The sequence below is a fragment of the Pseudomonas sp. GLN_2 genome (assembly GCF_043106005.1).
GTDB lineage: Bacteria > Pseudomonadota > Gammaproteobacteria > Pseudomonadales > Pseudomonadaceae > Aquipseudomonas > Aquipseudomonas alloputida.
Genome location: NZ_JBICMC010000099.1, coordinates 18,692 through 40,089, shown reverse-complemented (window position 1 = coordinate 40,089; position 21,398 = coordinate 18,692). Strand labels below are relative to the sequence as shown.

The 21,398-nt window shown below is 59.8% G+C and carries 17 protein-coding genes; 3 read left to right on the top strand and 14 right to left on the bottom strand.

Annotated elements, in window-relative coordinates; all coding sequences use genetic code 11:
- Positions 1 to 36 precede the first annotated feature (36 nt).
- The 13 genes from ACF8Q6_RS24425 to mtnA all read right to left on the bottom strand — a co-directional run bounded on the left by ACF8Q6_RS24425 (position 37) and on the right by mtnA (position 18,105).
- The gene (locus tag ACF8Q6_RS24425; RefSeq protein ID WP_392490877.1) at positions 37 to 1,521 is read right to left on the bottom strand and encodes a hypothetical protein; all 1,485 of its coding nucleotides are present in this window, start codon (positions 1,519 to 1,521) and stop codon (positions 37 to 39) included.
- Between the two features lie 10 nt (positions 1,522 to 1,531).
- A complete protein-coding gene (locus ACF8Q6_RS24420) occupies positions 1,532 to 2,749 on the bottom strand; it encodes a glycosyltransferase family 2 protein (RefSeq protein WP_392490876.1) in 1,218 nt (405 codons plus the stop codon).
- 112 nt (positions 2,750 to 2,861) lie between these two features.
- Complete coding sequence (locus tag ACF8Q6_RS24415) at positions 2,862 to 3,914, bottom strand: Wzz/FepE/Etk N-terminal domain-containing protein (protein WP_392490875.1); 1,053 nt, start codon at positions 3,912 to 3,914, stop codon at positions 2,862 to 2,864.
- Positions 3,915 to 4,160: 246 nt separating this feature from the next.
- Entirely contained in the window at positions 4,161 to 5,594 is a 1,434-nt protein-coding gene (locus tag ACF8Q6_RS24410; protein ID WP_392490874.1) for an MBL fold metallo-hydrolase RNA specificity domain-containing protein, read from the bottom strand.
- 102 nt (positions 5,595 to 5,696) lie between these two features.
- Complete coding sequence (locus ACF8Q6_RS24405) at positions 5,697 to 5,960, bottom strand: lipopolysaccharide assembly protein LapA domain-containing protein (protein WP_003260859.1); 264 nt, start codon at positions 5,958 to 5,960, stop codon at positions 5,697 to 5,699.
- A 19-nt stretch (positions 5,961 to 5,979) separates the two neighbouring features.
- The gene (gene ihfB, locus ACF8Q6_RS24400; protein WP_010952810.1) at positions 5,980 to 6,282 is read right to left on the bottom strand and encodes an integration host factor subunit beta; all 303 of its coding nucleotides are present in this window, start codon (positions 6,280 to 6,282) and stop codon (positions 5,980 to 5,982) included.
- Positions 6,283 to 6,627: 345 nt separating this feature from the next.
- A complete protein-coding gene (rpsA, locus tag ACF8Q6_RS24395; protein WP_003252673.1) occupies positions 6,628 to 8,304 on the bottom strand; it encodes a 30S ribosomal protein S1 in 1,677 nt (558 codons plus the stop codon).
- 124 nt (positions 8,305 to 8,428) lie between these two features.
- On the bottom strand, positions 8,429 to 9,106 hold the full coding sequence (cmk, locus tag ACF8Q6_RS24390; protein ID WP_392491644.1) for a (d)CMP kinase: 678 nt from the start codon (positions 9,104 to 9,106) through the stop codon (positions 8,429 to 8,431).
- A gap of 5 nt (positions 9,107 to 9,111) precedes the next feature.
- Positions 9,112 to 11,319, bottom strand: coding sequence for a bifunctional prephenate dehydrogenase/3-phosphoshikimate 1-carboxyvinyltransferase (locus ACF8Q6_RS24385; RefSeq protein ID WP_392491643.1), 2,208 nt, complete (start codon positions 11,317 to 11,319; stop codon positions 9,112 to 9,114).
- Between the two features lie 191 nt (positions 11,320 to 11,510).
- Positions 11,511 to 12,605, bottom strand: a complete 1,095-nt coding sequence (gene pheA, locus ACF8Q6_RS24380; protein ID WP_003252669.1) for a prephenate dehydratase — start codon at positions 12,603 to 12,605, stop codon at positions 11,511 to 11,513.
- A gap of 1 nt (position 12,606) precedes the next feature.
- Positions 12,607 to 13,692: a 3-phosphoserine/phosphohydroxythreonine transaminase gene (gene serC, locus ACF8Q6_RS24375; RefSeq protein ID WP_088513604.1), complete on the bottom strand. Its 1,086-nt coding sequence runs from the start codon at positions 13,690 to 13,692 to the stop codon at positions 12,607 to 12,609.
- 214 nt (positions 13,693 to 13,906) lie between these two features.
- Entirely contained in the window at positions 13,907 to 16,666 is a 2,760-nt protein-coding gene (gene gyrA, locus ACF8Q6_RS24370; protein WP_392499602.1) for a DNA gyrase subunit A, read from the bottom strand.
- Positions 16,667 to 17,028: 362 nt separating this feature from the next.
- On the bottom strand, positions 17,029 to 18,105 hold the full coding sequence (gene mtnA / locus ACF8Q6_RS24365; protein ID WP_012053387.1) for an S-methyl-5-thioribose-1-phosphate isomerase: 1,077 nt from the start codon (positions 18,103 to 18,105) through the stop codon (positions 17,029 to 17,031).
- 110 nt (positions 18,106 to 18,215) lie between these two features.
- Between mtnA and ubiG the strand changes: the two genes are divergently transcribed.
- From ubiG to ACF8Q6_RS24350, 3 genes are all read left to right on the top strand, one after another.
- On the top strand, positions 18,216 to 18,920 hold the full coding sequence (ubiG, locus tag ACF8Q6_RS24360) for a bifunctional 2-polyprenyl-6-hydroxyphenol methylase/3-demethylubiquinol 3-O-methyltransferase UbiG (RefSeq protein ID WP_392493750.1): 705 nt from the start codon (positions 18,216 to 18,218) through the stop codon (positions 18,918 to 18,920).
- A gap of 2 nt (positions 18,921 to 18,922) precedes the next feature.
- Positions 18,923 to 19,594, top strand: a complete 672-nt coding sequence (gene mupP, locus ACF8Q6_RS24355; RefSeq protein ID WP_003252659.1) for an N-acetylmuramic acid 6-phosphate phosphatase MupP — start codon at positions 18,923 to 18,925, stop codon at positions 19,592 to 19,594.
- A 157-nt stretch (positions 19,595 to 19,751) separates the two neighbouring features.
- Positions 19,752 to 20,492, top strand: coding sequence for a YciK family oxidoreductase (locus tag ACF8Q6_RS24350; protein WP_003252656.1), 741 nt, complete (start codon positions 19,752 to 19,754; stop codon positions 20,490 to 20,492).
- A gap of 118 nt (positions 20,493 to 20,610) precedes the next feature.
- On the opposite strand, the gene ACF8Q6_RS24345 is transcribed toward ACF8Q6_RS24350, so the two are convergent.
- Positions 20,611 to 21,396: a TenA family transcriptional regulator gene (locus ACF8Q6_RS24345; RefSeq protein ID WP_010952802.1), complete on the bottom strand. Its 786-nt coding sequence runs from the start codon at positions 21,394 to 21,396 to the stop codon at positions 20,611 to 20,613.
- Positions 21,397 to 21,398: the final 2 nt, after the last annotated feature.

Here is a 21,398-nt window from a genome sequence, read left to right as displayed (position 1 = left end):
TCATTCTCCCTAATCAGGAAAGCGTATACGGTCACGTCATCTGAGTCCAGCAAGATGCCGTCGAAAAACTACCAAGCCTACTGCGCACAACGCTGCCGAAGAAAGACACGTCACGACCAAGACAGCCAAACCGCTGCTTAACCAAATTGAACATAGGAAAAAAATTCCGTTCGCCAGTGCGGTAGTGAAAAGCACAGCTATCAGACAGGTTCTATATGCGCTCTTCAACCAAGGAAAGCGACGGCATGTGAAATATGCAGTACACGCAAGCGAAAACAAATTGTAAAGCACCCAAGTGTACCCTCCGCCGACCGCTCCAAAGTGAGCCACCAGCGTGGGTAGCGCCAACAGCATGACGGGCACTGCCACCAAATTCAAGCGAAAAGACAGTGAAGTCCAACTTGCCGCTAACTGCAGCGCAAAGGGAATAATTAATAGAGATTGTAATGCCGTACCCACTAATAACCACGGCAACACGATCGCCATTCCGTTTGCCAGGAACGGCTCAAACAGCATAAGTAGAACGGGCTGAGCAAACCAAAATACCGCGCTGCACATAATTGTCATGACAAGGGAAAACAAAACCAGTGCAGCACGAAATATTTTTTCTATTACGTCAAACTGGCCAAGCCGCAAGTTACTTGAAAACCTCGGAAACAAAACAGCATTAAAAGCTGTCGAGAATATGTAGGGAAATCCAGCGACCGTGCTCGCCAGGCTGTAATAGGCATACTCTTCCAAGCCAAGCTTACCGCTCATGAATACCTTGTCGTATTGCACCGTTATCAGCGAGGTCAGTGAGATTAGAAAAACCCCTCGACTAAAAGCAATTCCGTGCTTCAGATATTTGAAGTGGACCCTGGCTCGCCCGAGAACTCCATGCCTTTTCAACACCAAGAGCAAGGAAACGACATAAACAAATTGCACCACTACCTGAACTATAAAATAGCCAACCACACTATCAAGACGCGAAACCTCGCTAACAACCAGAAGCACGCCCAGCGTCCGCATTATGGAGTACGGAATATAAATCTTATTTAACGACTGCTGTAGCTCATGGCCGACAAATACTCCCTGCAACAACATCACCGGGAGATTCAATCCAATAAATATAGCCATACAATACAAACAATATAGTGCTTGCTGCTCAGCAATCACGGTGAGCTTCAGCCAACTTGACACAAGCAGGGGTGAAGCCATCACAATCACTAACGCCGCCACCAATCCCATTAAGGTGAACACCAGCAAATAGGTATTGATGAGCGCGAAAATGGGACGATGTGAGCGCCCGATTAATCGTGAGCCTCTTATACTCGCCAAGCGCTGTATTACACTACTGGTAAGCCCGCCCTCGAGCACCATCAGTACCATCAGAAGCGTGGTGAAGAAACCGACCAACCCCACCGCTTCGGCCCCCAATACATGTGCTGCCACAGGCAGGGAAGCCAAGCTCGCCAACGCATAGATCAATTTTCCAGAAAAACTGGCAAGCAATAGCGATGATAGGTTAGGTATCTTCATGGCTGCACAATCACTCACTACCCTGAGCGCTTACTGACGATGACCCGCTTTGTGCAGAGCCTGACAAGCTCAAAGGCAGTCGCTGATCCAAGGCCTGCCGGGCAAGATACACGTCTTCAACCACAGCTACTACTTCTCGACCATTACTAGCCTTGGGCTTCAAAACGCGTTTAAACCTGGCAAGCGCATACTTGCAGGCGACAGAGAACAGCTCCGAAACGATCCGGGCAGTACCGACTTGGGTGCATCCGCCTTGCTTAGCAGCACGCCGCGCCGAGAGCACCTCCTTTGCATAATCCCGATGATGGAAAAGGCATAAAGCATAAAGCCGAGCCAGATTGAACTGGGCTTGACGAGTTTTATCACCTAAGCCATCAAGGGTGGCCCAAGCAGCGTGGGCCCAGACAGTCTCCACACTGAAAAACATCGGCAACTCAGGCGGCCAACGTAGATCGGTGAACGGCTTCATGTGTGGATCGCTTTTAAGATCGCCCTTGTGCTTCCCCATAGCACTGCGCCCGCTATTGCTGCCTCCGCCACCGCCCGGCATGGTAAAGGGAAAGTCTATGAGGGAGTATGTTTTACCTATCAGAGATAGCGAGATGGAGGCTGACATGTCAGGGCTAGTTCCATAGAAGATCTTACCGCTACGCTGCCGAAGCTCATCCAGAAGACGGCGCTTGACCAATCCGTGATAAAGCTTGGGTAACGCATCAGTACCCTGACAAGCTTCATGCAGTGCAATATCCAAACGTGCTTTCACGTCATACTGTATGCATCCACCGGAAAAATCGTCCAAGTAAATGCGCCCGGCATGCGCGGCGCCATAGAACCTGGTCCGAAAGTCAGGCCAGTAGTAAAACGCTTTTACCTGTGGCGTCAGCATTTCGATCGCCTCAGATTTTGCGAACTCGGCTGCTTCGATGATTCTCGCGGAGACTGTGTCGTCGTCACCGATCAGGCATACGTATTCGCCTTCTGCCAGCTCAATCGCACGCTCATGATTCTCGGTCATGGAAAGACGATTTTTCCAATGTACGTACACCAAACGCGAATCTGTCTGAGCGACCGCCCATGCCGCGAGAGCACAGTCATCATTGCTGGTGTCGTGCACAACGATCTGCAGCCGGTCGCTTTTAATTTCCAGCAGGCTTTTCACGCAAGGGATCGCATACTTTGAGCGGTTATGGGTTGGCACTACCACTGAGACTAGATATCGCTCACTCATTTTCAATCGAACCCTTAAAAAATTTGATCATTGCTTCAGTCTGGTGAGTCATTCCATGACTCTTGACTTTACGGAATGCGATAACTGACTGCACCGGCCAATCGGCTACTGGCTACGTGCGCAAACGCGCTTGACGGAAACGCCAAGCCTCACGAACAAGAGCAATAAAAATCCCTAGAAACAAGCCCGCAAATATTCCGACAGCCACCAGCAATGCCTTCCTTGGTTTAATCGGCCTCTCTGGTATCTCGACGACACCATCCTGACGATACACCGAGAATTGATCAGGGCTAACCTTCAAAGATCGATAGACGGCCACCTGCTCTTCACGCTCGCGGAGGTTATTGACGAATGGATCATCAGATGAGCGTGTCTGGAGATTCTGAATTTCCGACTCCAGGGCCTTGCTCCCTCGCATGTACATTAGCGACCCGTTCATACCTGCAGAAACTTCAGACGAAAGATTATTTTCAATAATTGGCGGTTTTTCCAAACCGATCGACCTTGATATTTTCAAGGCTTCTGTCAATTGGGCAATGCGGTCATCCCGCTCAAGTTTGGCTTTCGCCCGCGCAGAATCTATAGATTGCTGAATATTATCAGCTTCTACTTTAAAGTCAGACGCCACCCTTTCCATCAACTCTTTTTTTGATTGCTCACCCGCCATCTCCGCATAGCGCACAGCCCAATCAGCGGCTTGTTTAGGATCCTCCGCCAACACTGTTACTGTTGCATATTGCTCTGACTGATTGATACCAACCAAAAACTGAGCATTAAACTTTGCATAAAGCCCTGCTTGCGATTCACCGTCAACATTTTCAACAAGACTCGCCAAATAGACACGTTTGTAAAACATCTGTCGTAAAACATTTGACTGCAAGTTTCGCAAATAAACGTCATTCACAAACTTTGCCGTTATTGGCACAAGAAGCCCTCTGCCATCCGACCGCCCGACATTCAGCTGATTGATATCGCTATCTAACGGAGGCTGAACATTCAGCTTGGCTTGATAAACGGGCGTCACTGCAATCGCGTAAATAGCGAAGACCGCGACCACCACTGCAGTAACCACCAGCACCAACCAACGCTGCCGCCATATCCCCTCAGTCAAATCGAAAATATCAAATTCACGCTCTTGCTTGAAGCGCTCGAGGTCATTGCGCATTTCTTTTATTTTTCCTTGATTCCGAAAAGCTGAACAGACTACTGGTATACCAAGCAGCGCTGAATTCTATAGCGGCCGCTCCTACGGTAACTAAAATCGAGCGCAGCGGCAATTAGCCTCTGCTTGATCCTGGACCTGACCGAAGGAAGCTTGGAAAAAATGCTGCCCCACACATGTGACCTGAGAGGCAATGACCGTAAAAGTAGTTCCCTGGTTCCACCAAGGCCTGTTCAGACTGTCAGGTCGTTATCGAGGAATGCTCACCTCTACCCTGTGCTTGAACGCTAAGCTTGCGGTCATCAAGGCCTGGCTCAACGCAGCTTTTGCATTAGGATCACCGTGCACTAAGAGGATATTCACTGCCGAGCTAGGGCCTCGTGTTGCGAAGCTCACTAACCCTTTTTGGTCCGCATGCCCCGAGTACCCCGACAACGTCATGACCTTAGCCCGCACCTCGTACATATGCCCATCCAGGTCGATCTGCACAAAACCCTCCGCCCCCTCACTCGCCTGTATCACCGCCCCCGGCGTCCCCTTAGCCTGGTACCCCACGAACATCACCTCATGCCGCGGATCCCCCAGCATGGCCTTGAGGTAATTGACGATGCGCCCACCCGAACACATGCCATTGCCGGCAATCACGATCGCCGGTCGCCCGGTGCTCTTGAGGTAATTGACCACCTGCTGGTGGCGGGCATGGGTGTCCACACTGATCAGTTGGCTGAAGCCGAGTGGATCGCGCCCGGCTGCAACACGCGCCCTGGCTTCTGCATTCCAGTATTCGTGCAGCTCCCGGTACACGCGGGTGATGCGCTGAGCCAAGGGCGAATCGAGGATGATGGGCAACTGTGACCAGTCGATTGGCTCACCGTCCGGAGCCGGACCGGTAGTGTTCAGCAGGGCTTTGCGGTGCAGAATGTCTTCCAGCTCGTACAACAGCTCCTGCGTGCGACCAAGACTGAATGCAGGAATCAGGAGGGTACCTTTGTCGGCCAGGGCTCGGTCGATGGCGTCTTCCAACCGCTGACGGCGGTCGTCTGCCTGCGGGTGCAGGCGGTCGCCGTAGGTGCTTTCCAGCACCAGCACGTCAGCACGCTCCGGGGGCTGCACCGGGCGCAGCAGCGGGTTGCCACAAGCGCCCAGATCGCCAGAAAACACATACCGGCTGTTGGTTTGCTCATGCTGCATATCGCACTCAACATAAGCGGAACCCAGCAGATGCCCTGCACGCTGCAGGCGAATACGGCAGGCAAGACCAGGGTACTCAACCACCGTGTGCCACTGCTCGAAGGGCAGCGGCACGATAAGGTCACCGATGAAATCGAGATAGCGCGCCACCTGCGCAGGCTCGCTGCTGATGCTCAGCTTGTAGGCGTCTTCCAGCACCAGCGGCAGCAGCCGGGCCGAAGGCTCGCTGCACAGGATAGGGCCACGGTAACCCGCTGCCAGCAGCGCAGGGATGCGCCCGACATGGTCGATATGGACATGGGTGATGACCAGAGCCTGAATACCCTGGATATCAAAACCGAGGGGGGCGGATGCTGCACCGGGCGGCGCATCACTTCCCTGTTCCAGCCCGCAGTCGACCAGCAAACTGGTGGATGGGCCGAGGTGCAGCTGGTGACAGGACCCGGTGACACCCCGGGTACCACCGTGATGGGAAAGGCTGGGATATTCCATGCTGCGCACACTCGCCTGGACCGAAAATGAAGTGGACTATTACTCCATGACGACCGACGCATGCATAGGCGAACCTTTCTTTAGTAGGTGTAGGAAATTTCCTTAGTTGCCGTTCAGTGCCGCCTGACGGGCAGAAGCCCTGATCTTGCGCTTGCTGCGCTGCACGCCGTAAGCCCCCAGCAACGGCCCGACCGCCAGGCCAATGACCAAGGCAGCCAATACCAGGACAGCAACCGGCATGGCGGGTGCAGCCCAGCCGAACAGAACCAGTGACACGGTTTGCTGGTTCTCCAGCACGAAGAACAACACCACAGCCGCCAATAGCAGCACGAACACCGCCGCCAGGGCGCGCTTGAGGTTACGCATCAGATTGCTCCTTGTGGAATCAGGTGTGGGCCTCTTCATGCTCGTCTTCATTGACCCGGTCACGCAACTCTTTGCCGGGCTTGAAGTGCGGCACGAACTTGCCTTCGAGGCTGACCGACTGGCCGGTCTTCGGGTTACGGCCTACGCGAGGGGCGCGATAGTGCAGCGAGAAGCTGCCAAAACCGCGGATCTCGATGCGATCGCCGGTAGCCAGGCATTGCGACATCTGCTCAAGCATGGTCTTGATGGCCAGCTCCACATCCTTGGACGAGAGCAGCCCCTGATGGGTGACAATACGTTCGATCAGCTCCGACTTCGTCATATTTTTCCCTTCGTTATCAAGCAGCTAGATCATTGCTTAACCAGTTTGTAGCACGCCGGGAAGGATTTGAACAGGGTGGATCTTGACTTAATAAAAAAATTCAAGATTGAAGTAATTCAAGAATGGTCTACCCCTCAGGCAGGCCAGCGCCGCCTGATTCGCGGGCAAGCCCGCTCCTACAATGGGGGGCGTCGGCCTGAGGCGAGTGTGATCCAGCGCCATCGGTGTAGGAGCGGGTTTACCCGCGAACACCGGCGAAGCCGGTGCCATCCGCCGCGCCGCCTGATTGCGGAGCACAAAAAAAGGGCGACCCGAGGGTCGCCCTTTTTACCGATCAAACAGAACTCAGTTCTGCTTGGCCATTGCTTCGCGCAGCAGCGCAGCCATGGTGGTGTCGGCAGCAGCTTCCGGAGCGTTTTTCAGGCTCTGGATAGCTTCGCGCTCTTCAGCGTCGTCTTTCGATTTGATCGACAGGCTGATAACGCGGGACTTGCGGTCAACGCTGATGATCTTGGCTTCGATCTCTTCGCCTTCCTTCAGAACGTTACGCGCGTCTTCAACGCGGTCACGGCTGATTTCGGAAGCTTTCAGAGTGGCTTCGATGTCGTCGGCCAGGGTGACGATGGCGCCTTTGGCGTCAACTTCTTTCACGATGCCCTTGACGATAGCGCCCTTGTCATTGACAGCAACGAAGTTGGAGAACGGATCGTCTTCCAGCTGCTTGATGCCCAGGGAGATGCGCTCGCGCTCTGGGTCGACCGACAGGATGACGGTTTCCAGCTCGTCGCCCTTCTTGAAACGACGTACGGCTTCTTCGCCGGTTTCGTTCCAGGAGATGTCGGACAGGTGAACCAGGCCGTCGATGCCGCCGTCCAGACCAATGAAGATACCGAAGTCGGTGATCGACTTGATGGTACCGGTGATCTTGTCACCCTTGTTGAACTGGCCGGAGAAGTCTTCCCATGGGTTGGACTTGCACTGCTTGATGCCCAGGGAGATACGACGACGCTCTTCGTCGATGTCCAGAACCATGACTTCCACTTCGTCGCCAACCTGAACGACTTTCGACGGGTGGATGTTCTTGTTGGTCCAGTCCATTTCGGAAACGTGTACCAGACCTTCAACGCCTTCTTCCAGCTCAGCGAAGCAGCCGTAGTCGGTCAGGTTGGTAACGCGAGCCTGTACGCGAGTACCTTCTGGGTAACGGGCAGTGATAGCTACCCACGGATCTTCGCCCATCTGCTTCAGACCCAGCGAAACGCGGTTGCGCTCACGGTCGAACTTCAGAACGCGTACGTCGACTTCGTCGCCAACGTTAACGATTTCCGATGGGTGCTTGATGCGCTTCCAGGCCATGTCGGTGATGTGCAGCAGGCCGTCGATACCGCCCAGGTCCACGAATGCGCCGTAGTCGGTGAGGTTCTTGACGATACCTTTGACTTGCTGGCCTTCCTGCAGGGTTTCCAGCAGGGCTTCGCGCTCGGCGCTGTTCTCGGCTTCCAGCACGCTGCGACGGGAAACGACAACGTTGTTGCGCTTCTGGTCCAGCTTGATGACCTTGAATTCCAGCTCTTTGCCTTCCAGGTGGGTGGTGTCACGCACTGGGCGGACATCAACCAGGGAGCCCGGCAGGAACGCACGGATGCCGTTAACGTCGACAGTGAAGCCGCCCTTAACCTTACCGTTGATAACGCCCTTGACCACTTCTTCGGCGGCGAAAGCTGCTTCCAGAACAATCCAGCACTCGGCGCGCTTGGCTTTTTCACGGGACAGCTTGGTTTCGCCAAAGCCGTCTTCGACCGCGTCCAGCGCAACGTGAACTTCGTCACCGACCTTGATGGTCAGCTCGCCAGCTTCGTTGTAGAACTGCTCGAGCGGGATGACGCCCTCGGACTTCAGGCCAGCGTGTACGGTAACCCAGTCGCCGTCGATGTCGACAACGATACCGGTGATGATCGCACCCGGCTGAAGATTGAGGGTTTTCAGGCTTTCTTCAAAGAGTTCTGCAAAGCTTTCGCTCATTTTAATTCCTGTAGATTCGGGCGAAACAAACGCCCATAACCACATTCCAGACAATGTGGGTTCGTTTTAAGTAAAGGAAAGCCGGCAGGACGTTGACTGGTGCCCCTGCCTGCTTTCCTGGCTATCAGATAAGGTCGCGCTGGGCAATCTCGCTTCTGATACGTTGCAACACCTGCTCGATGGACAACTCGGTAGAGTCCAACTGAATGGCATCGGCCGCTGGCTTCAGCGGGGCCACTGCACGTTGGGTGTCGCGCTCATCACGCGCACGAATCTCATCCAGCAGACTCGACAGACTAACATCTTCACCCTTGCCCTTCAACTGCAGGTAGCGGCGACGTGCGCGCTCCTCCGCGCTGGCGGTGAGGAAGACCTTCAAGGGCGCATCCGGGAACACCACGGTACCCATGTCGCGACCGTCAGCAATCAGCCCCGGCTCTTCGCGGAACTCACGCTGACGCACCAGCAGCGCATCACGCACTGCCGGCAGCGAGGCCACCATCGATGCACCAGCACCGACGGTTTCGGTACGGATGACGTTGCTGACGTCCTCACCCTCAAGGATGATCTGTTGCAGCTTACCGGGCTCGGCAGCAATGAACTGCACATCCAGATGGGCGGCAAGTTTGGTCAGCAGCTCTTCGTTGGTCAGGTCGACGCCGTGGTTGCTGGCATTGAATGCCAGCAAGCGATACAGCGCGCCGGAGTCCAGCAGCTTCCAGCCCAGCTCGCGGGCAATCAGCCCGGCGACCGTGCCCTTGCCCGAGCCGCTTGGCCCGTCGATGGTGATAACCGGTGCCATTGAATTCACGACTTGCCCTCTTCTGCCACGCGAATCCCCACTTCGGCGCACAGCGCCAGGAAGTTGGGGAACGAGGTGGCGACGTTGGCGCAGTCGTGAATGCGAATTGGCGCACTGGCGCGCAGCGAAGCCACGCTGAAGGCCATGGCGATGCGGTGGTCACCATGCCCATGCACTTCGCCGCCGCCCATCTGGCCGCCGTCGATGATGATGCCGTCCGGGGTCGGCTCGCACTTGATACCCAAGGTGGTGAGGCCATCGGCCATCACCTGGATGCGATCGGACTCCTTCACCCGCAGCTCTTCGGCGCCACGCAGCACGGTACGCCCTTCAGCGCAGGCTGCGGCCACGAACAATACCGGGAATTCGTCGATGGCCAGCGGCACCAACGCTTCAGGAATGTCGATACCCTTCAGCTTGGCACCGCGCACACGCAGGTCGGCCACGGGTTCGCCGCCCACTTCACGCTGGTTTTCCAGGGTGATGTCGCCGCCCATCAGGCGCAGGATGTCGATCACGCCGGTACGGGTCGGGTTGATGCCGACATGCTCCAGCACCAGCTCGGAGCCTTCAGCGATAGAGGCTGCGACCAGGAAGAACGCGGCCGAGGAAATGTCAGCCGGCACTTCGATCCGGGTAGCGGTCAGCTTGCCACCGGACTGCAGCGAGGCCACCGGGCCATGGCTGTCGACCGAGTAGCCAAAACCGCGCAGCATGCGCTCGGTGTGGTCACGGGTAGGTGCAGGCTCAGTGACAGTGGTCTTGCCTTCGGCGTACAGGCCGGCCAGCAGCAGGCAGGATTTGACCTGGGCGCTAGCCATTGGCAGCGTGTAGGTCAGCCCTTTGAGCTTGTGGCCACCGCGGATGGTCAGCGGCGGGCGGCCGTCCGGGCCGGTCTCGACCACAGCACCCATTTCGCGCAGCGGGTTGGCCACACGGTTCATCGGGCGCTTGGACAGCGAGGCGTCGCCGGTCATGGTGACATCGAACGACTGACCGGCCAACAGGCCCGACAGCAGGCGCATCGAAGTACCGGAGTTACCTACGTACAGCGGCCCAGGTGGCGGCTTGAGGCCATGCAGGCCCACGCCGTGAATGGTCACACGACCGTGGTTGGGGCCTTCGATGACCACACCCATGTCACGGAATGCCTGCAGGGTCGCCAGCGCATCTTCGCCTTCGAGGAAGCCTTCGACCTCGGTAGTACCTTCGGCCAGCGAGCCGAGCATGATCGAGCGATGGGAAATCGACTTGTCGCCCGGTACACGGATCCGCCCGTTCAGGCGGCCACCCGGTTGGGCCTGGAAAATCAGATCGTTGGCGTTCATAGCGTCCACATAGGCCCGGCGGGCCAGGATTTTACTGAAATGCTCGCGGGCAACCCGTGCACGGGTGAATACACCCAGCAGTTGGTGCCCATCCCCTTCAGCGATCGCGTCGCGCAGGGCGTCGAGATCGCTGCGATATGTATCAAGCGTGCGCAGGACAGCGTCGCGGTTGGCGAGGAAGATGTCATGCCACATGGTCGGATCGCTGCCGGCGATTCTTGTGAAATCGCGGAATCCACCCGCAGCGTACCGGAAGATCTCGAGGTTTTCATTGCGTTTGGCCAGTGAGTCGACCAGGCCAAAGGCCAGCAGGTGTGGCAGATGGCTGGTGGCGGCCAGTACTTCGTCATGGCGCTCGACCGACATGTGCTCCACATCGGCATCCAGCGCACGCCACAGGCGGTCAACCAGGGCCAGCGCGGCGGGGTCGGTTTCGGCCAGCGGCGTGAGGATGACCTTGTGCCGGCGGAACAAGGTGGCATTGGAGGCTTCTACCCCGCTCTGCTCGGAACCGGCAATGGGGTGGCCCGGGACGAAGCACGGCAGGCGATCACCGAAGACGGCACGCGCTTCCCGCACGACGTTGCCCTTGGCGCTGCCGACGTCGGTGATGATTGCATCACCCAGGTCGAGCTGGGCCAGGCGGGCCAGGACTTTCTCCATGGCCAGGATCGGTACGGCCAGCTGAATGACATCGGCGCCCACGCAAGCGGCGGCGAGGTCTTCTTCGCAGCGGTCGACCACGCCCAGGGCCACGGCCTGCTTGCGCGAGGGGGCATCCAGGTCGACACCGACCACTTCGCGGCACAGGCCGCTTTCACGCAGGCCTTTGGCGAACGAGCCGCCGATCAGGCCGAGACCGACCACGACCAGGCGGTTGATGATTGGCGCGGGTTTGGTTTTTGCTGCATTTACCACTGGTGCGAACCCTGTTCTGAAATCTGGACAGCCGGTAAGAGCCATTGGGGCTGCCTTGCAGCCCATCGCGACACAAGGCCGCTCCCACAATGCGCTACACCTGTGTGGGAGCGGCCTTGTGTCGCGATGGGGCGCGAAGCGGCCCCAACAACCTCAGATCAAAGCACCGCCTTCGGATACGAGCCCAGCACCTTCAGCGCCACAGCCTCCTGGCTGATCTGCTCGAGCACCGCCTTGATCAGCGGATCGCGGTGGTGACCGACGAAGTCGATGAAGAACACGTAGGTCCACTTGCCGCTGCGCGACGGGCGGGTCTCGATGCGGGTCAGGTCGATGCCGTTCTGATAGAACGGCACCAGCAACTCATGCAACGCACCTGGCTTGTTGCTCATCGAAACGATGATCGAGGTCTTGTCGTCGCCGGTCGGCGGTACTTCCTGGTTACCGATCATCAGGAAGCGCGTGGAGTTGTCCGGGCGGTCTTCGATCTTCTCGGCCAGACGGGTCAGGCCGTACAGGTTGGCCGCCATATCGCCGGCGATCGCCGCCGAGTTCCACTCGCCCTTGACCCGCTTGGCCGCTTCGGCATTGCTCGATACGGCCACGCGCTCCACGTTCGGGTAGTGCGCGTCCAGCCACTTTCGGCACTGGGCCAGCGACTGGGCGTGGGAATAGATGCGGGTGATGCTGTCGGTCTTGGTATTCTCGCCCACCAGCAGGTGGTGGTGGATACGCAGCTCGACCTCACCGCAAATCACCATGTCATGCTCGAGGAAGCTGTCCAGGGTGTGGCTGACCGCACCTTCAGTGGAGTTTTCCACCGGCACCACACCGAAGTTGACGGCACCGGCCGCCACCTCACGGAACACTTCGTCGATGGCCGCCATCGGCCGACTGATCACCGCGTGGCCGAAGTGCTTCATGGCCGCCGCCTGGGTGAAGGTGCCTTCAGGGCCGAGGTAGGCGATTTTCAGCGGCTCTTCCAGGGCCAGGCACGACGACATGATTTCGCGGAACAGCCGCGCCATCTCTTCGTTGCCCAGCGGGCCCTTGTTGCGCTCCATCACACGCTTGAGCACCGCAGCTTCGCGCTCGGGACGGTAGAACACCGGCTTCTCGCCCTCTTTCAGGGAGGCCGTCTTGACCCGGGCTACTTCTTCGGCGCAGCGGGCGCGGTCGCTGATCAGCTCGAGGATTTTCTCGTCGAGGCTGTCGATGCGCACGCGCAGCGCCTTGAGCTCCTGTTCGGACATGTCAGCCATGCTCCTTCTCGAATTCAGCCATGTAGCCTACCAGCGCTTCTACCGCTTCCAGGCCCAGGGCGTTGTAGATGGAGGCGCGCATGCCGCCCACCGAACGGTGGCCCTTGAGGTTGAGCAGGCCACGCGCGTCGGCGCCAGCGAGGAAGGCCTTGTCCAGGCGCTCGTCAGCCAGGCGGAACGGCACGTTCATCCACGAACGGGCGTTGACGCTGATCGGGTTGGTGTAGAACTCGCTGCGGTCGATGAACCCGTAAAGGCGCTCTTTCTTGGCACGGTTGCGCTGCTCCATGGCCTCAACACCACCCTGCTCTTTCAGCCACTCGAAGACCAGGCCAGAGAGGTACCAGGAGTAGGTGGCCGGGGTGTTGTACATCGACCCGTTGTCAGCCGAAACCTTGTAGTCGAGCATGGTCGGGCAGCTGCTGCGGGCATGACCCAACAGGTCTTCGCGCACGATCACCACCACCAGGCCGCTTGGGCCGATATTCTTCTGCGCGCCGGCGTAGATCAGGCCGAACTGCGACACATCGATCGGGCGCGAGAGGATGTCGGACGACATATCGACCACCAACGGCACGTCACCGGTTTGCGGCACCCAGTCAAACTGCAGGCCACCGATGGTCTCGTTGGACGCGTAGTGCACGTAGGCAGCGTTTTGGGTCAGGTTCCACTCGTTCTGGCCGGGGATGGCCAGGTAGTCGTAAGGCTTGGCAGTGGCGGCGACGTTGACGTTGCCGAAACGGCGCGCTTCCTCGATGGCCTTTTTCGACCAGATACCGGTTTCGATGTAATCGGCCGTGCCGTTTTCCGGCAGCAGGTTCAGCGGGATTTCAGCGAACTGCTGGCTGGCGCCCCCTTGCAGGAACAGCACCTTGTAGTTGGAGGGGACGGACAGCAGGTCACGCAGGTCCTGCTCGGCCTTTTCGGCGATGGCCACGTAATCGTCGCTGCGATGGCTCATTTCCATCACCGACAACCCCTTGCCACGCCAGTCCAGCATCTCGGCCTGTGCGCGCTGCAGGACAGCGTCAGGAAGCGCGGCAGGGCCTGCGCAGAAGTTAAAGGCTCGTTTGCTCACATCCACTCTCGCTCTGCCAAATAGAACAAAAACTATCACATGGGTTAGCAGCGACCCTGTGGGAGCGGGCGAGCCCGCGAACACCGGCAAAGCCGGTGCCATCTACCGCAGTGTCTGCTTCGCGGGCATGCCCGCTCCCACAAGGCCGGGCTTTGCCAGCTGTTATCAGTCAAACGGGGCGACCTTGGTCGCCCCGTTCGGGTTTCACGCTTGATTACTCTTGCGAGGCCTCTTCGGCGCCTGCAGCTTCGTCTGGCGCTTCGGCTTCGACACCCCCCTCGTCTGCCTCGATCACTTCATCGAGTTCGTCCTCGGACGGCTCCTGGATACGCTCCAGGCCCACCAGTGTCTCATCGGCCGCCAGCTTGATCAGCGTAACACCCTGGGTATTGCGGCTCAGGCTGGACACCTCGCCAACCCGGGTGCGAACCAGCGTGCCCTGGTCGGAAATCAGCATGATCTCCTCGCCTTCCTGCACCTGGATAGCACCGATCAGCAGGCCGTTGCGCCCTTTGGTACCCATGGCGATCACACCCTGGCCACCGCGGCCGCGACGCGGGAACTTGGACAGCGGGGTGCGCTTGCCAAAGCCACGCTCGGAGGCGGTGAGGATCTGCGAGCCGGACTCCGGGATCAGCATCGAGATGATCCGCTGACCTTTGCCCAGCTTCATGCCGCGCACACCACGGGCGTTGCGGCCCATTTCACGCACGACGCTCTCGGCAAAGCGAATGACCTTGCCAGCGTCGGAGAACATCATGACTTCCTTGGCGCCATCGGTGATGGCCGCGGCAATCAGAGTGTCGCCTTCCTTCAGCTTCAGGGCGATCAGGCCGTTGGAGCGCGGACGGGCGAACTGCACCAGCGGGGTCTTCTTGACGGTACCGGAAGCGGTCGCCATGAAGATGTATGAGCCGGTCGGCTCTGCAACCCACTCCGGGGTGTCGCCGTCTTCTTCGTCGACTTCCTCGGCCTCTACCAGCTCACCCTCGAGCACGGTGTCATCAGCCTCGTCCAGTTCTTCGTCGAGGTCGGCGTTCTGCTGCAGCGCTTCGAGGTCGATCTGCAGCATGGCGGTGATGCGCTCACCCTCCTCCAGCGGCAGCAGGTTGACCAGCGGACGACCGCGGGCAGCGCGGGACGCTTCGGGGATTTCGTAGGTCTTCTTCCAGTACACCTTGCCCTTGCTGGAGAACAGCAACAGGGTGGCATGGCTGTTGGCGACCAGCAGGTGCTCGATGTAGTCCTCGTCTTTCACGCCGGTCGCCGACTTGCCTTTGCCGCCACGGCGCTGGGCCTGGTAGGCGGACAGTGGCTGGGTCTTGGCATAACCACCATGGGAGATGGTGACCACGCGCTCTTCTTCCGGGATCATGTCGCCGTAGTTGAGGTCGTGGCTGGCATTGAGGATTTCGGTGCGGCGCACATCGCCGTACTCGGCACGAATGGCCTCCAGCTCCTCGCGAATCACTTCCATCAGGCGCTCGGCGCTGCTGAGGATGCGGATCAACTCGCCGATCTGCTCGAGGATTTCCTGGTACTCGGCCAGCAGCTTCTCGTGCTCCAGGCCGGTCAGGCGGTGCAGGCGCAGGTCGAGAATGGCCTGGGCCTGTTCCGGCGACAGGAAGTACTTGCCGTCATGCAGGCCGTACTGCTCCGGCAGGTCCTCAGGGCGGCAGGAATCGGCGCCGGCGCGCTCGACCATGACCTGCACGGCACTGGACTCCCACGGCGTGGAAACCAGGGCTTCCTTGGCTTCGGACGGCGTCGGCGAGGCCTTGATCAGGGCAATGACCGGGTCGATGTTGGACAGCGCGACCGCCTGGCCTTCAAGGATATGGCCGCGTTCACGAGCCTTGCGCAGCTCGAATACGGTACGGCGGGTCACCACTTCACGGCGGTGGCGGACGAACGCTTCGAGCAGGTCCTTGAGGTTGAGCAGGCGCGGACGGCCGTCGACCAGGGCCACCACGTTGATGCCGAATACGCTCTGCAGCTGGGTTTGCTGGTAGAGGTTGTTGAGCACCACCTCCGGCACCTCGCCGCGACGCAGCTCGATGACGATGCGCATGCCGTCCTTGTCGGACTCGTCGCGCAGCTCGGTGATGCCTTCGATCTTCTTCTCTTTGACAAGCTCGGCGATCTTCTCGATCAGGCGCGCCTTGTTCAGCTGGTACGGCAGCTCGGTGATCACGATCTGCTGACGGCCGCCAACCTTGTCGATGTCTTCGATCTCGGAGCGGGCGCGCATGTAGATGCGGCCACGGCCGGTGCGATAGGCCTCGATGATGCCCTGGCGACCGTTGATGATGCCGGCAGTCGGGAAGTCCGGGCCAGGGATGAACTGCATCAGCTCATCGATGGTGACTTCCGGGTTGTCGATGAGCGCCAGGCAGCCATCGATGACCTCGCCGAGGTTGTGCGGCGGGATATTGGTCGCCATGCCCACGGCAATACCGCTGGAACCGTTGACCAGCAGGTTGGGAATACGCGTCGGCATGACCGCCGGGATCTGCTCGGTGCCGTCGTAGTTGGGCACCCAGTCGACGGTTTCCTTGTGCAGGTCGGCCAGCAGCTCGTGGGCCAGTTTGGTCATGCGCACTTCGGTGTATCGCATGGCGGCAGCGTTGTCGCCGTCCACCGAACCGAAGTTGCCCTGGCCGTCGACCAGCAGGTAGCGCAACGAGAACGGCTGGGCCATACGCACGATGGTGTCGTAGACCGCAGTGTCGCCGTGCGGGTGGTACTTACCGATCACGTCACCGACCACACGGGCGGATTTCTTGTACGGCTTGTTCCAGTCGTTGCCCAGTTCGCTCATCGCATAGAGAACGCGGCGATGCACGGGCTTCAAGCCGTCACGCGCATCGGGCAGCGCTCGCCCGACAATCACGCTCATCGCGTAGTCGAGGTAAGACTGTCTCAGTTCGTCTTCGATATTGACCGGGAGGATTTCTTTGGCCAGTTCGCCCATGAGAAGCCTGATTCCTTTTTCTGGTGAAACTTCGCAGCTCCATCAAGGGCCGAACGAAGCTCGCCGCCGCAGCGCATAAGGGTGCGACGACTTACGACAAATCAATGAGTTGTGCCATGGATCTGCGCAATGAAGGCCACCACTTTGGGCAGCCTTGGAAACTGCCGGATATTATCACAAAGGCGGGGGCGGTGGGGAGATCTGTACGGCAGTGCACGGTCATTGTGGGAGCGGCCTTGTGTCGCGATAGGGCTGCACAGCAGCCCCGGCAATTTTTGCTTCTTCGCCGACATCTCGGGGCCGCTTTGCGGCCCTATCGCGACGCAAGGCCGCTCCCACAAAGTACGCGTTCTACCGGGGTATCAGTGCAGGCGCTTGCGGCAAATCAACTGGGCCAGTTTGGCGGTATCCGGGCGCTCGACAACACCCCGTTCGGTCACGATAACGTCAATCAGGTCGGCCGGGGTCACGTCGAACACCGGGTTGAATACCTGCACATCCCGTACCGCCGGGGCACCGCCAAAGTCCAGCCACTCGTCGGCGTCACGCTCTTCCAGGGGAATATCCTCGCCGGTTGCCAGGTTCAGGTCGATGCTGGTGCTCGGCGCCACCACCATGAAGCGCACACCATGGTGCATGGCGCTGACCGCCAACTGGTAGGTGCCGATCTTGCTGGCCACGTCGCCATTGGCAGCGATGCAGTCCGCGCCCACCACCACCCAGGTGATGCCCTTGGTCTTCATCAGATGCGCCAGCGCCGAGTCGGCGCACAGGGTCACCGGGATGCCCTCGTTGGCCAGCTCCCAGGCCGTCAGGCGCGAGCCCTGCAGCCAAGGACGAGTCTCACCGGCATACACCCGCTCGACCATGCCTTCCAGGTAGCCGGCACGGATCACCCCCAGTGCGGTGCCGAAGCCGCCACTGGCAAGGGCGCCGGCGTTGCCGAAGGTGAGCAGGGCCTGGGCATTGCCCTGATGACGACGGATCAGTTCGATACCCTGCTGGGCCATGGTCAGGTTGGCCTCACGGTCGCTTTCGTGAATGGCCACCGCTTCGGCCTCCAGCGCCGCCAGCACGTCTTCTTCCGGACGCAGGCGCAGCAGACGCTCGCGCATGCGGTTCAGCGCCCAGAACAAGTTGGCGGCGGTAGGACGCGCTTCGGCGAGGGTGAGAAAGTCGTCTTCCAGGTCCATTTCCCAATCGCCGCCTTCGGCCAGCCGCTCTTCAAGGGCCAGTACCAGGCCGTAAGCTGCGGCAATACCGATCGCCGAGGCGCCGCGCACGGCCATGTCACGGATGGCTGCGGCCACCTGCGCAACATTGTCGCAGGCCAGCCAACGCTCCTCCGACGGCAGAAGGCGCTGGTCGAGCAGGTGCAAGGCGCCGCCCTGCCAGCGGATCGCGGTCACCTTCTCCGCCGCCAAAAGTCGCTCGCGCATCGCCTCTCCCCGTCATTCGGATATCAAAAACGGGCGATTATAGCGACCCTCGCGGCCAAGCGCTCGGGTATACTCCGGCGCAATTTTGCGAAGTTTCAGAGGACTGTTCAATGAGCAACGTCGACCGCGCCGAAATCGCCAAGTTCGAAGCGCTGGCCCACCGCTGGTGGGACCGCGAAAGCGAGTTCAAGCCGCTGCACGAAATCAACCCGCTGCGCGTCAACTGGATCGACGAGCGCGTCAGCCTGGCCGGCAAGAAAGTGCTGGACGTGGGTTGCGGTGGCGGCATCCTCAGCGAAGCCATGGCCCTGCGCGGCGCCACGGTCACCGGTATCGACATGGGCGAGGCGCCACTGGCGGTGGCTCAGTTGCACCAGCTGGAGTCCGGCGTGCAGGTGGAATACCGGCAGATCACCGCCGAAGCCCTGGCCGAGGAAATGCCTGAACAGTTCGACGTGGTCACCTGCCTGGAAATGCTCGAGCACGTGCCCGACCCGTCTTCGGTGATCCGCGCCTGCTACCGCATGGTCAAGCCGGGCGGCCAGGTGTTCTTCTCCACCATCAACCGCAACCCCAAGGCCTACCTGCTGGCCATCGTCGGCGCCGAGTACATCCTGAAGATGCTGCCGCGCGGCACCCATGACTTCAAGAAATTCATCCGCCCGTCCGAACTGGGCGCCTGGAGCCGCGATGCAGGCCTGCAGGTGAAGGACATCATCGGCCTCACCTACAACCCGCTGACCAAGCACTACAAGCTCAACAGCGACGTCGACGTCGACGTCAACTACATGATCCAGACCCTGCGCGAGGAATAAGCATGCGTTTGCGAGCAGTACTCTTCGACATGGACGGCACCTTGCTGGACACGGCGCCGGACTTCATCGCCATTTGCCAGGCCATGCTCGCCGACCGCGGGCTGCCGGCCGTTGACGACAACCTGATCCGTGGCGTGATCTCGGGTGGCGCCCGCGCCATGGTCGCCACTGCGTTCGCCATGGACCCGGAGGCTGACGGCTTCGAGGCCCTGCGCCTGGAGTTCCTCGAGCGTTACCAGCGCGACTGCGCGGTGCACAGCAAGCTGTTCGAGGGCATGGCCGAGCTGCTGGCCGACATCGAGAAAGGCAACCTGCTGTGGGGCGTCGTCACCAACAAGCCGGTGCGCTTCGCCGAGCCGATCATGCAGCAGCTGGGCCTGGCCGAGCGTTCGGCGTTGCTGATCTGCCCGGACCACGTGAAAAACAGCAAACCCGACCCCGAGCCGCTGATCCTGGCCTGCAAGACGCTGAACCTGGACCCGGCCAGTGTGCTGTTCGTCGGCGACGACCTGCGCGACATCGAGTCCGGCCGCGACGCAGGTACCCGCACGGCGGCGGTGCGCTACGGCTATATTCATCCAGAGGACAACCCCAACAACTGGGGTGCCGACGTGGTGGTGGACCACCCACTGGAACTGCGCAAAGTGATCGACAGCGCGCTGTGCGGCTGCTGAACCCAGACCGATGACCGGGCCCCGCCTCTTTGTAGGAGCGGGTTCACCCGCGAATGCGCCAGCCCAGACAACACTGGCGCCTGATTGGACGCATTCGCGGGTAAACCCGCTCCTACGATAGCCCCGGGCCGCCCACACGAACTCGAAGGACAGAACCATGTTCGACTACACCGCCCGCCCCGACCTGCTGCAAGGCCGGGTCATCCTGGTTACCGGTGCCGGCCGTGGCATTGGTGCCGCGGCTGCCAAGGCCTATGCCGCACTGGGTGCCACCGTACTGCTGCTGGGCAAGACCGAGGCCAACCTGAACGAGGTCTACGACCAGATCGAAGCCGCCGGCCACCCACAGCCGGTCGTCATCCCGTTCAACCTGGAAACCGCCCTGCCACACCAGTACGACGAGCTGGCGGCCATGATCGAAGGCCAGTTCGGCCGCCTCGATGGCCTGCTCAACAATGCGTCGATCATCGGCCCGCGCACGCCGCTGGAACAGCTGTCGGGTGACAACTTCATGCGCGTGATGCACATCAACGTCAATGCCACCTTCATGCTCACCAGCACCCTGCTGCCGCTGCTGAAGCTGTCGGAAGACGCTTCGGTGGTGTTCACCAGCAGCAGCGTCGGGCGCAAGGGCCGGGCTTACTGGGGCGCCTATGGCGTGTCGAAGTTCGCCACCGAAGGCCTGATGCAGACCCTGGCCGATGAACTGGAAGGTGTGGCGCCGGTGCGCGCCAACAGCATCAACCCAGGCGCCACGCGCACGGCGATGCGGGCCCAGGCCTACCCCGGCGAGAACCCGCAGAACAACCCGCTGCCCGAAGAGATCATGCCGGTGTACCTGTACCTGATGGGGCCGGACAGCACAGGGGTGAACGGGCAGGCGTTCAACGCCCAATAAACCTGCATCGGCCTCTTCGCGGGCTTGCCCGCTCCCACAGGCAGGGCGCAATCCTTGAGGGTTGCGGTGATCCTGTGGGAGCGGGCAAGCCCGCGAAGAGGCCGGTACAGGAAAGCGATCAGCCCGCAGCCAACGCCGGCCGCATACGGCCTTGCTGGCGCCCTTCCAGCTGCATGCAGCGCTCCAGGAACAGGAACATGCAGTCGTAACTCTTGCAGATCGCCCTGCGCAGCTCGGTCCGCAACCCCAGGGTGGGGTTCTCACCGGCCAGGGTACAGATGATCTCCAGCGCCTCCCACGGGTGCGCATCGTCATACTGGGCATGCATCTTCAGCCACTTCATCGCCCGCTTGCGCCCTTCTTCAGGGAACCCCTGCGCGTAGGTGTCAGTCGAGCACACCACCGCCGACCACTCACCGGTCGCGCCTTCGATGGCGTAGTTGGTCGCCGCCATGGAAATGGCCAGGTTCTCGGTGGCGCACACCCGCCAGCACCAGTCGTTCAGGCCGTTCAGCTCGGGCGGCACTTCTTGCGCCTGCAACTCGTGCAGGTGCACACCGTGCGCCTGGCACCAGTTCACCCAGTAGTCGGCATGGTTGAGCTCGACGCGGATGTTGCGCATCAGCCAGCGCCGCGCCATGTCCTCGCCCTGATGCCGGCCATAGCGAGTCTTGGTCAGGTTATGCGCCATGTACAACGAAAACTGCTCCACCACCGGCCAGCCACCGATCAGGTACTGACGGATGGTCGATTGCTTCAGCTGGCCATCGCGTAGACGCGCATAAAACTCATGCTCAACCACCCGGCGCTTGCTCTCGCGGCAGTCTTCAATCAGTTGCTGGGCCCATTGGGGGTAACTGGCGGGGTCCATCAAAGGCCCGATACGAACGAATGCGTCAATCACTT

Excerpts from the sequence above, each read along its gene's own strand:
- ACF8Q6_RS24425 (WP_392490877.1), bottom strand. The coding sequence starts at position 1,521 with ATGAAGATACCTAACCTATCATCGCTATTGCTTGCCAGTTTTTCTGGA.
- ACF8Q6_RS24420 (WP_392490876.1), bottom strand. The coding sequence starts at position 2,749 with ATGAGTGAGCGATATCTAGTCTCAGTGGTAGTGCCAACCCATAACCGC.
- ACF8Q6_RS24415 (WP_392490875.1), bottom strand. The coding sequence starts at position 3,914 with ATGCGCAATGACCTCGAGCGCTTCAAGCAAGAGCGTGAATTTGATATT.
- ACF8Q6_RS24410 (WP_392490874.1), bottom strand. The coding sequence starts at position 5,594 with ATGGAATATCCCAGCCTTTCCCATCACGGTGGTACCCGGGGTGTCACC.
- ACF8Q6_RS24405 (WP_003260859.1), bottom strand. The coding sequence starts at position 5,960 with ATGCGTAACCTCAAGCGCGCCCTGGCGGCGGTGTTCGTGCTGCTATTG.
- ihfB (WP_010952810.1), bottom strand. The coding sequence starts at position 6,282 with ATGACGAAGTCGGAGCTGATCGAACGTATTGTCACCCATCAGGGGCTG.
- rpsA (WP_003252673.1), bottom strand. The coding sequence starts at position 8,304 with ATGAGCGAAAGCTTTGCAGAACTCTTTGAAGAAAGCCTGAAAACCCTC.
- cmk (WP_392491644.1), bottom strand. The coding sequence starts at position 9,106 with ATGGCACCGGTTATCACCATCGACGGGCCAAGCGGCTCGGGCAAGGGC.
- pheA (WP_003252669.1), bottom strand. The coding sequence starts at position 12,605 with ATGTCCGAACAGGAGCTCAAGGCGCTGCGCGTGCGCATCGACAGCCTC.
- gyrA (WP_392499602.1), bottom strand. The coding sequence starts at position 16,666 with ATGGGCGAACTGGCCAAAGAAATCCTCCCGGTCAATATCGAAGACGAA.
- mtnA (WP_012053387.1), bottom strand. The coding sequence starts at position 18,105 with ATGCGCGAGCGACTTTTGGCGGCGGAGAAGGTGACCGCGATCCGCTGG.
- ubiG (WP_392493750.1), top strand. The coding sequence starts at position 18,216 with ATGAGCAACGTCGACCGCGCCGAAATCGCCAAGTTCGAAGCGCTGGCC.
- mupP (WP_003252659.1), top strand. The coding sequence starts at position 18,923 with ATGCGTTTGCGAGCAGTACTCTTCGACATGGACGGCACCTTGCTGGAC.
- ACF8Q6_RS24350 (WP_003252656.1), top strand. The coding sequence starts at position 19,752 with ATGTTCGACTACACCGCCCGCCCCGACCTGCTGCAAGGCCGGGTCATC.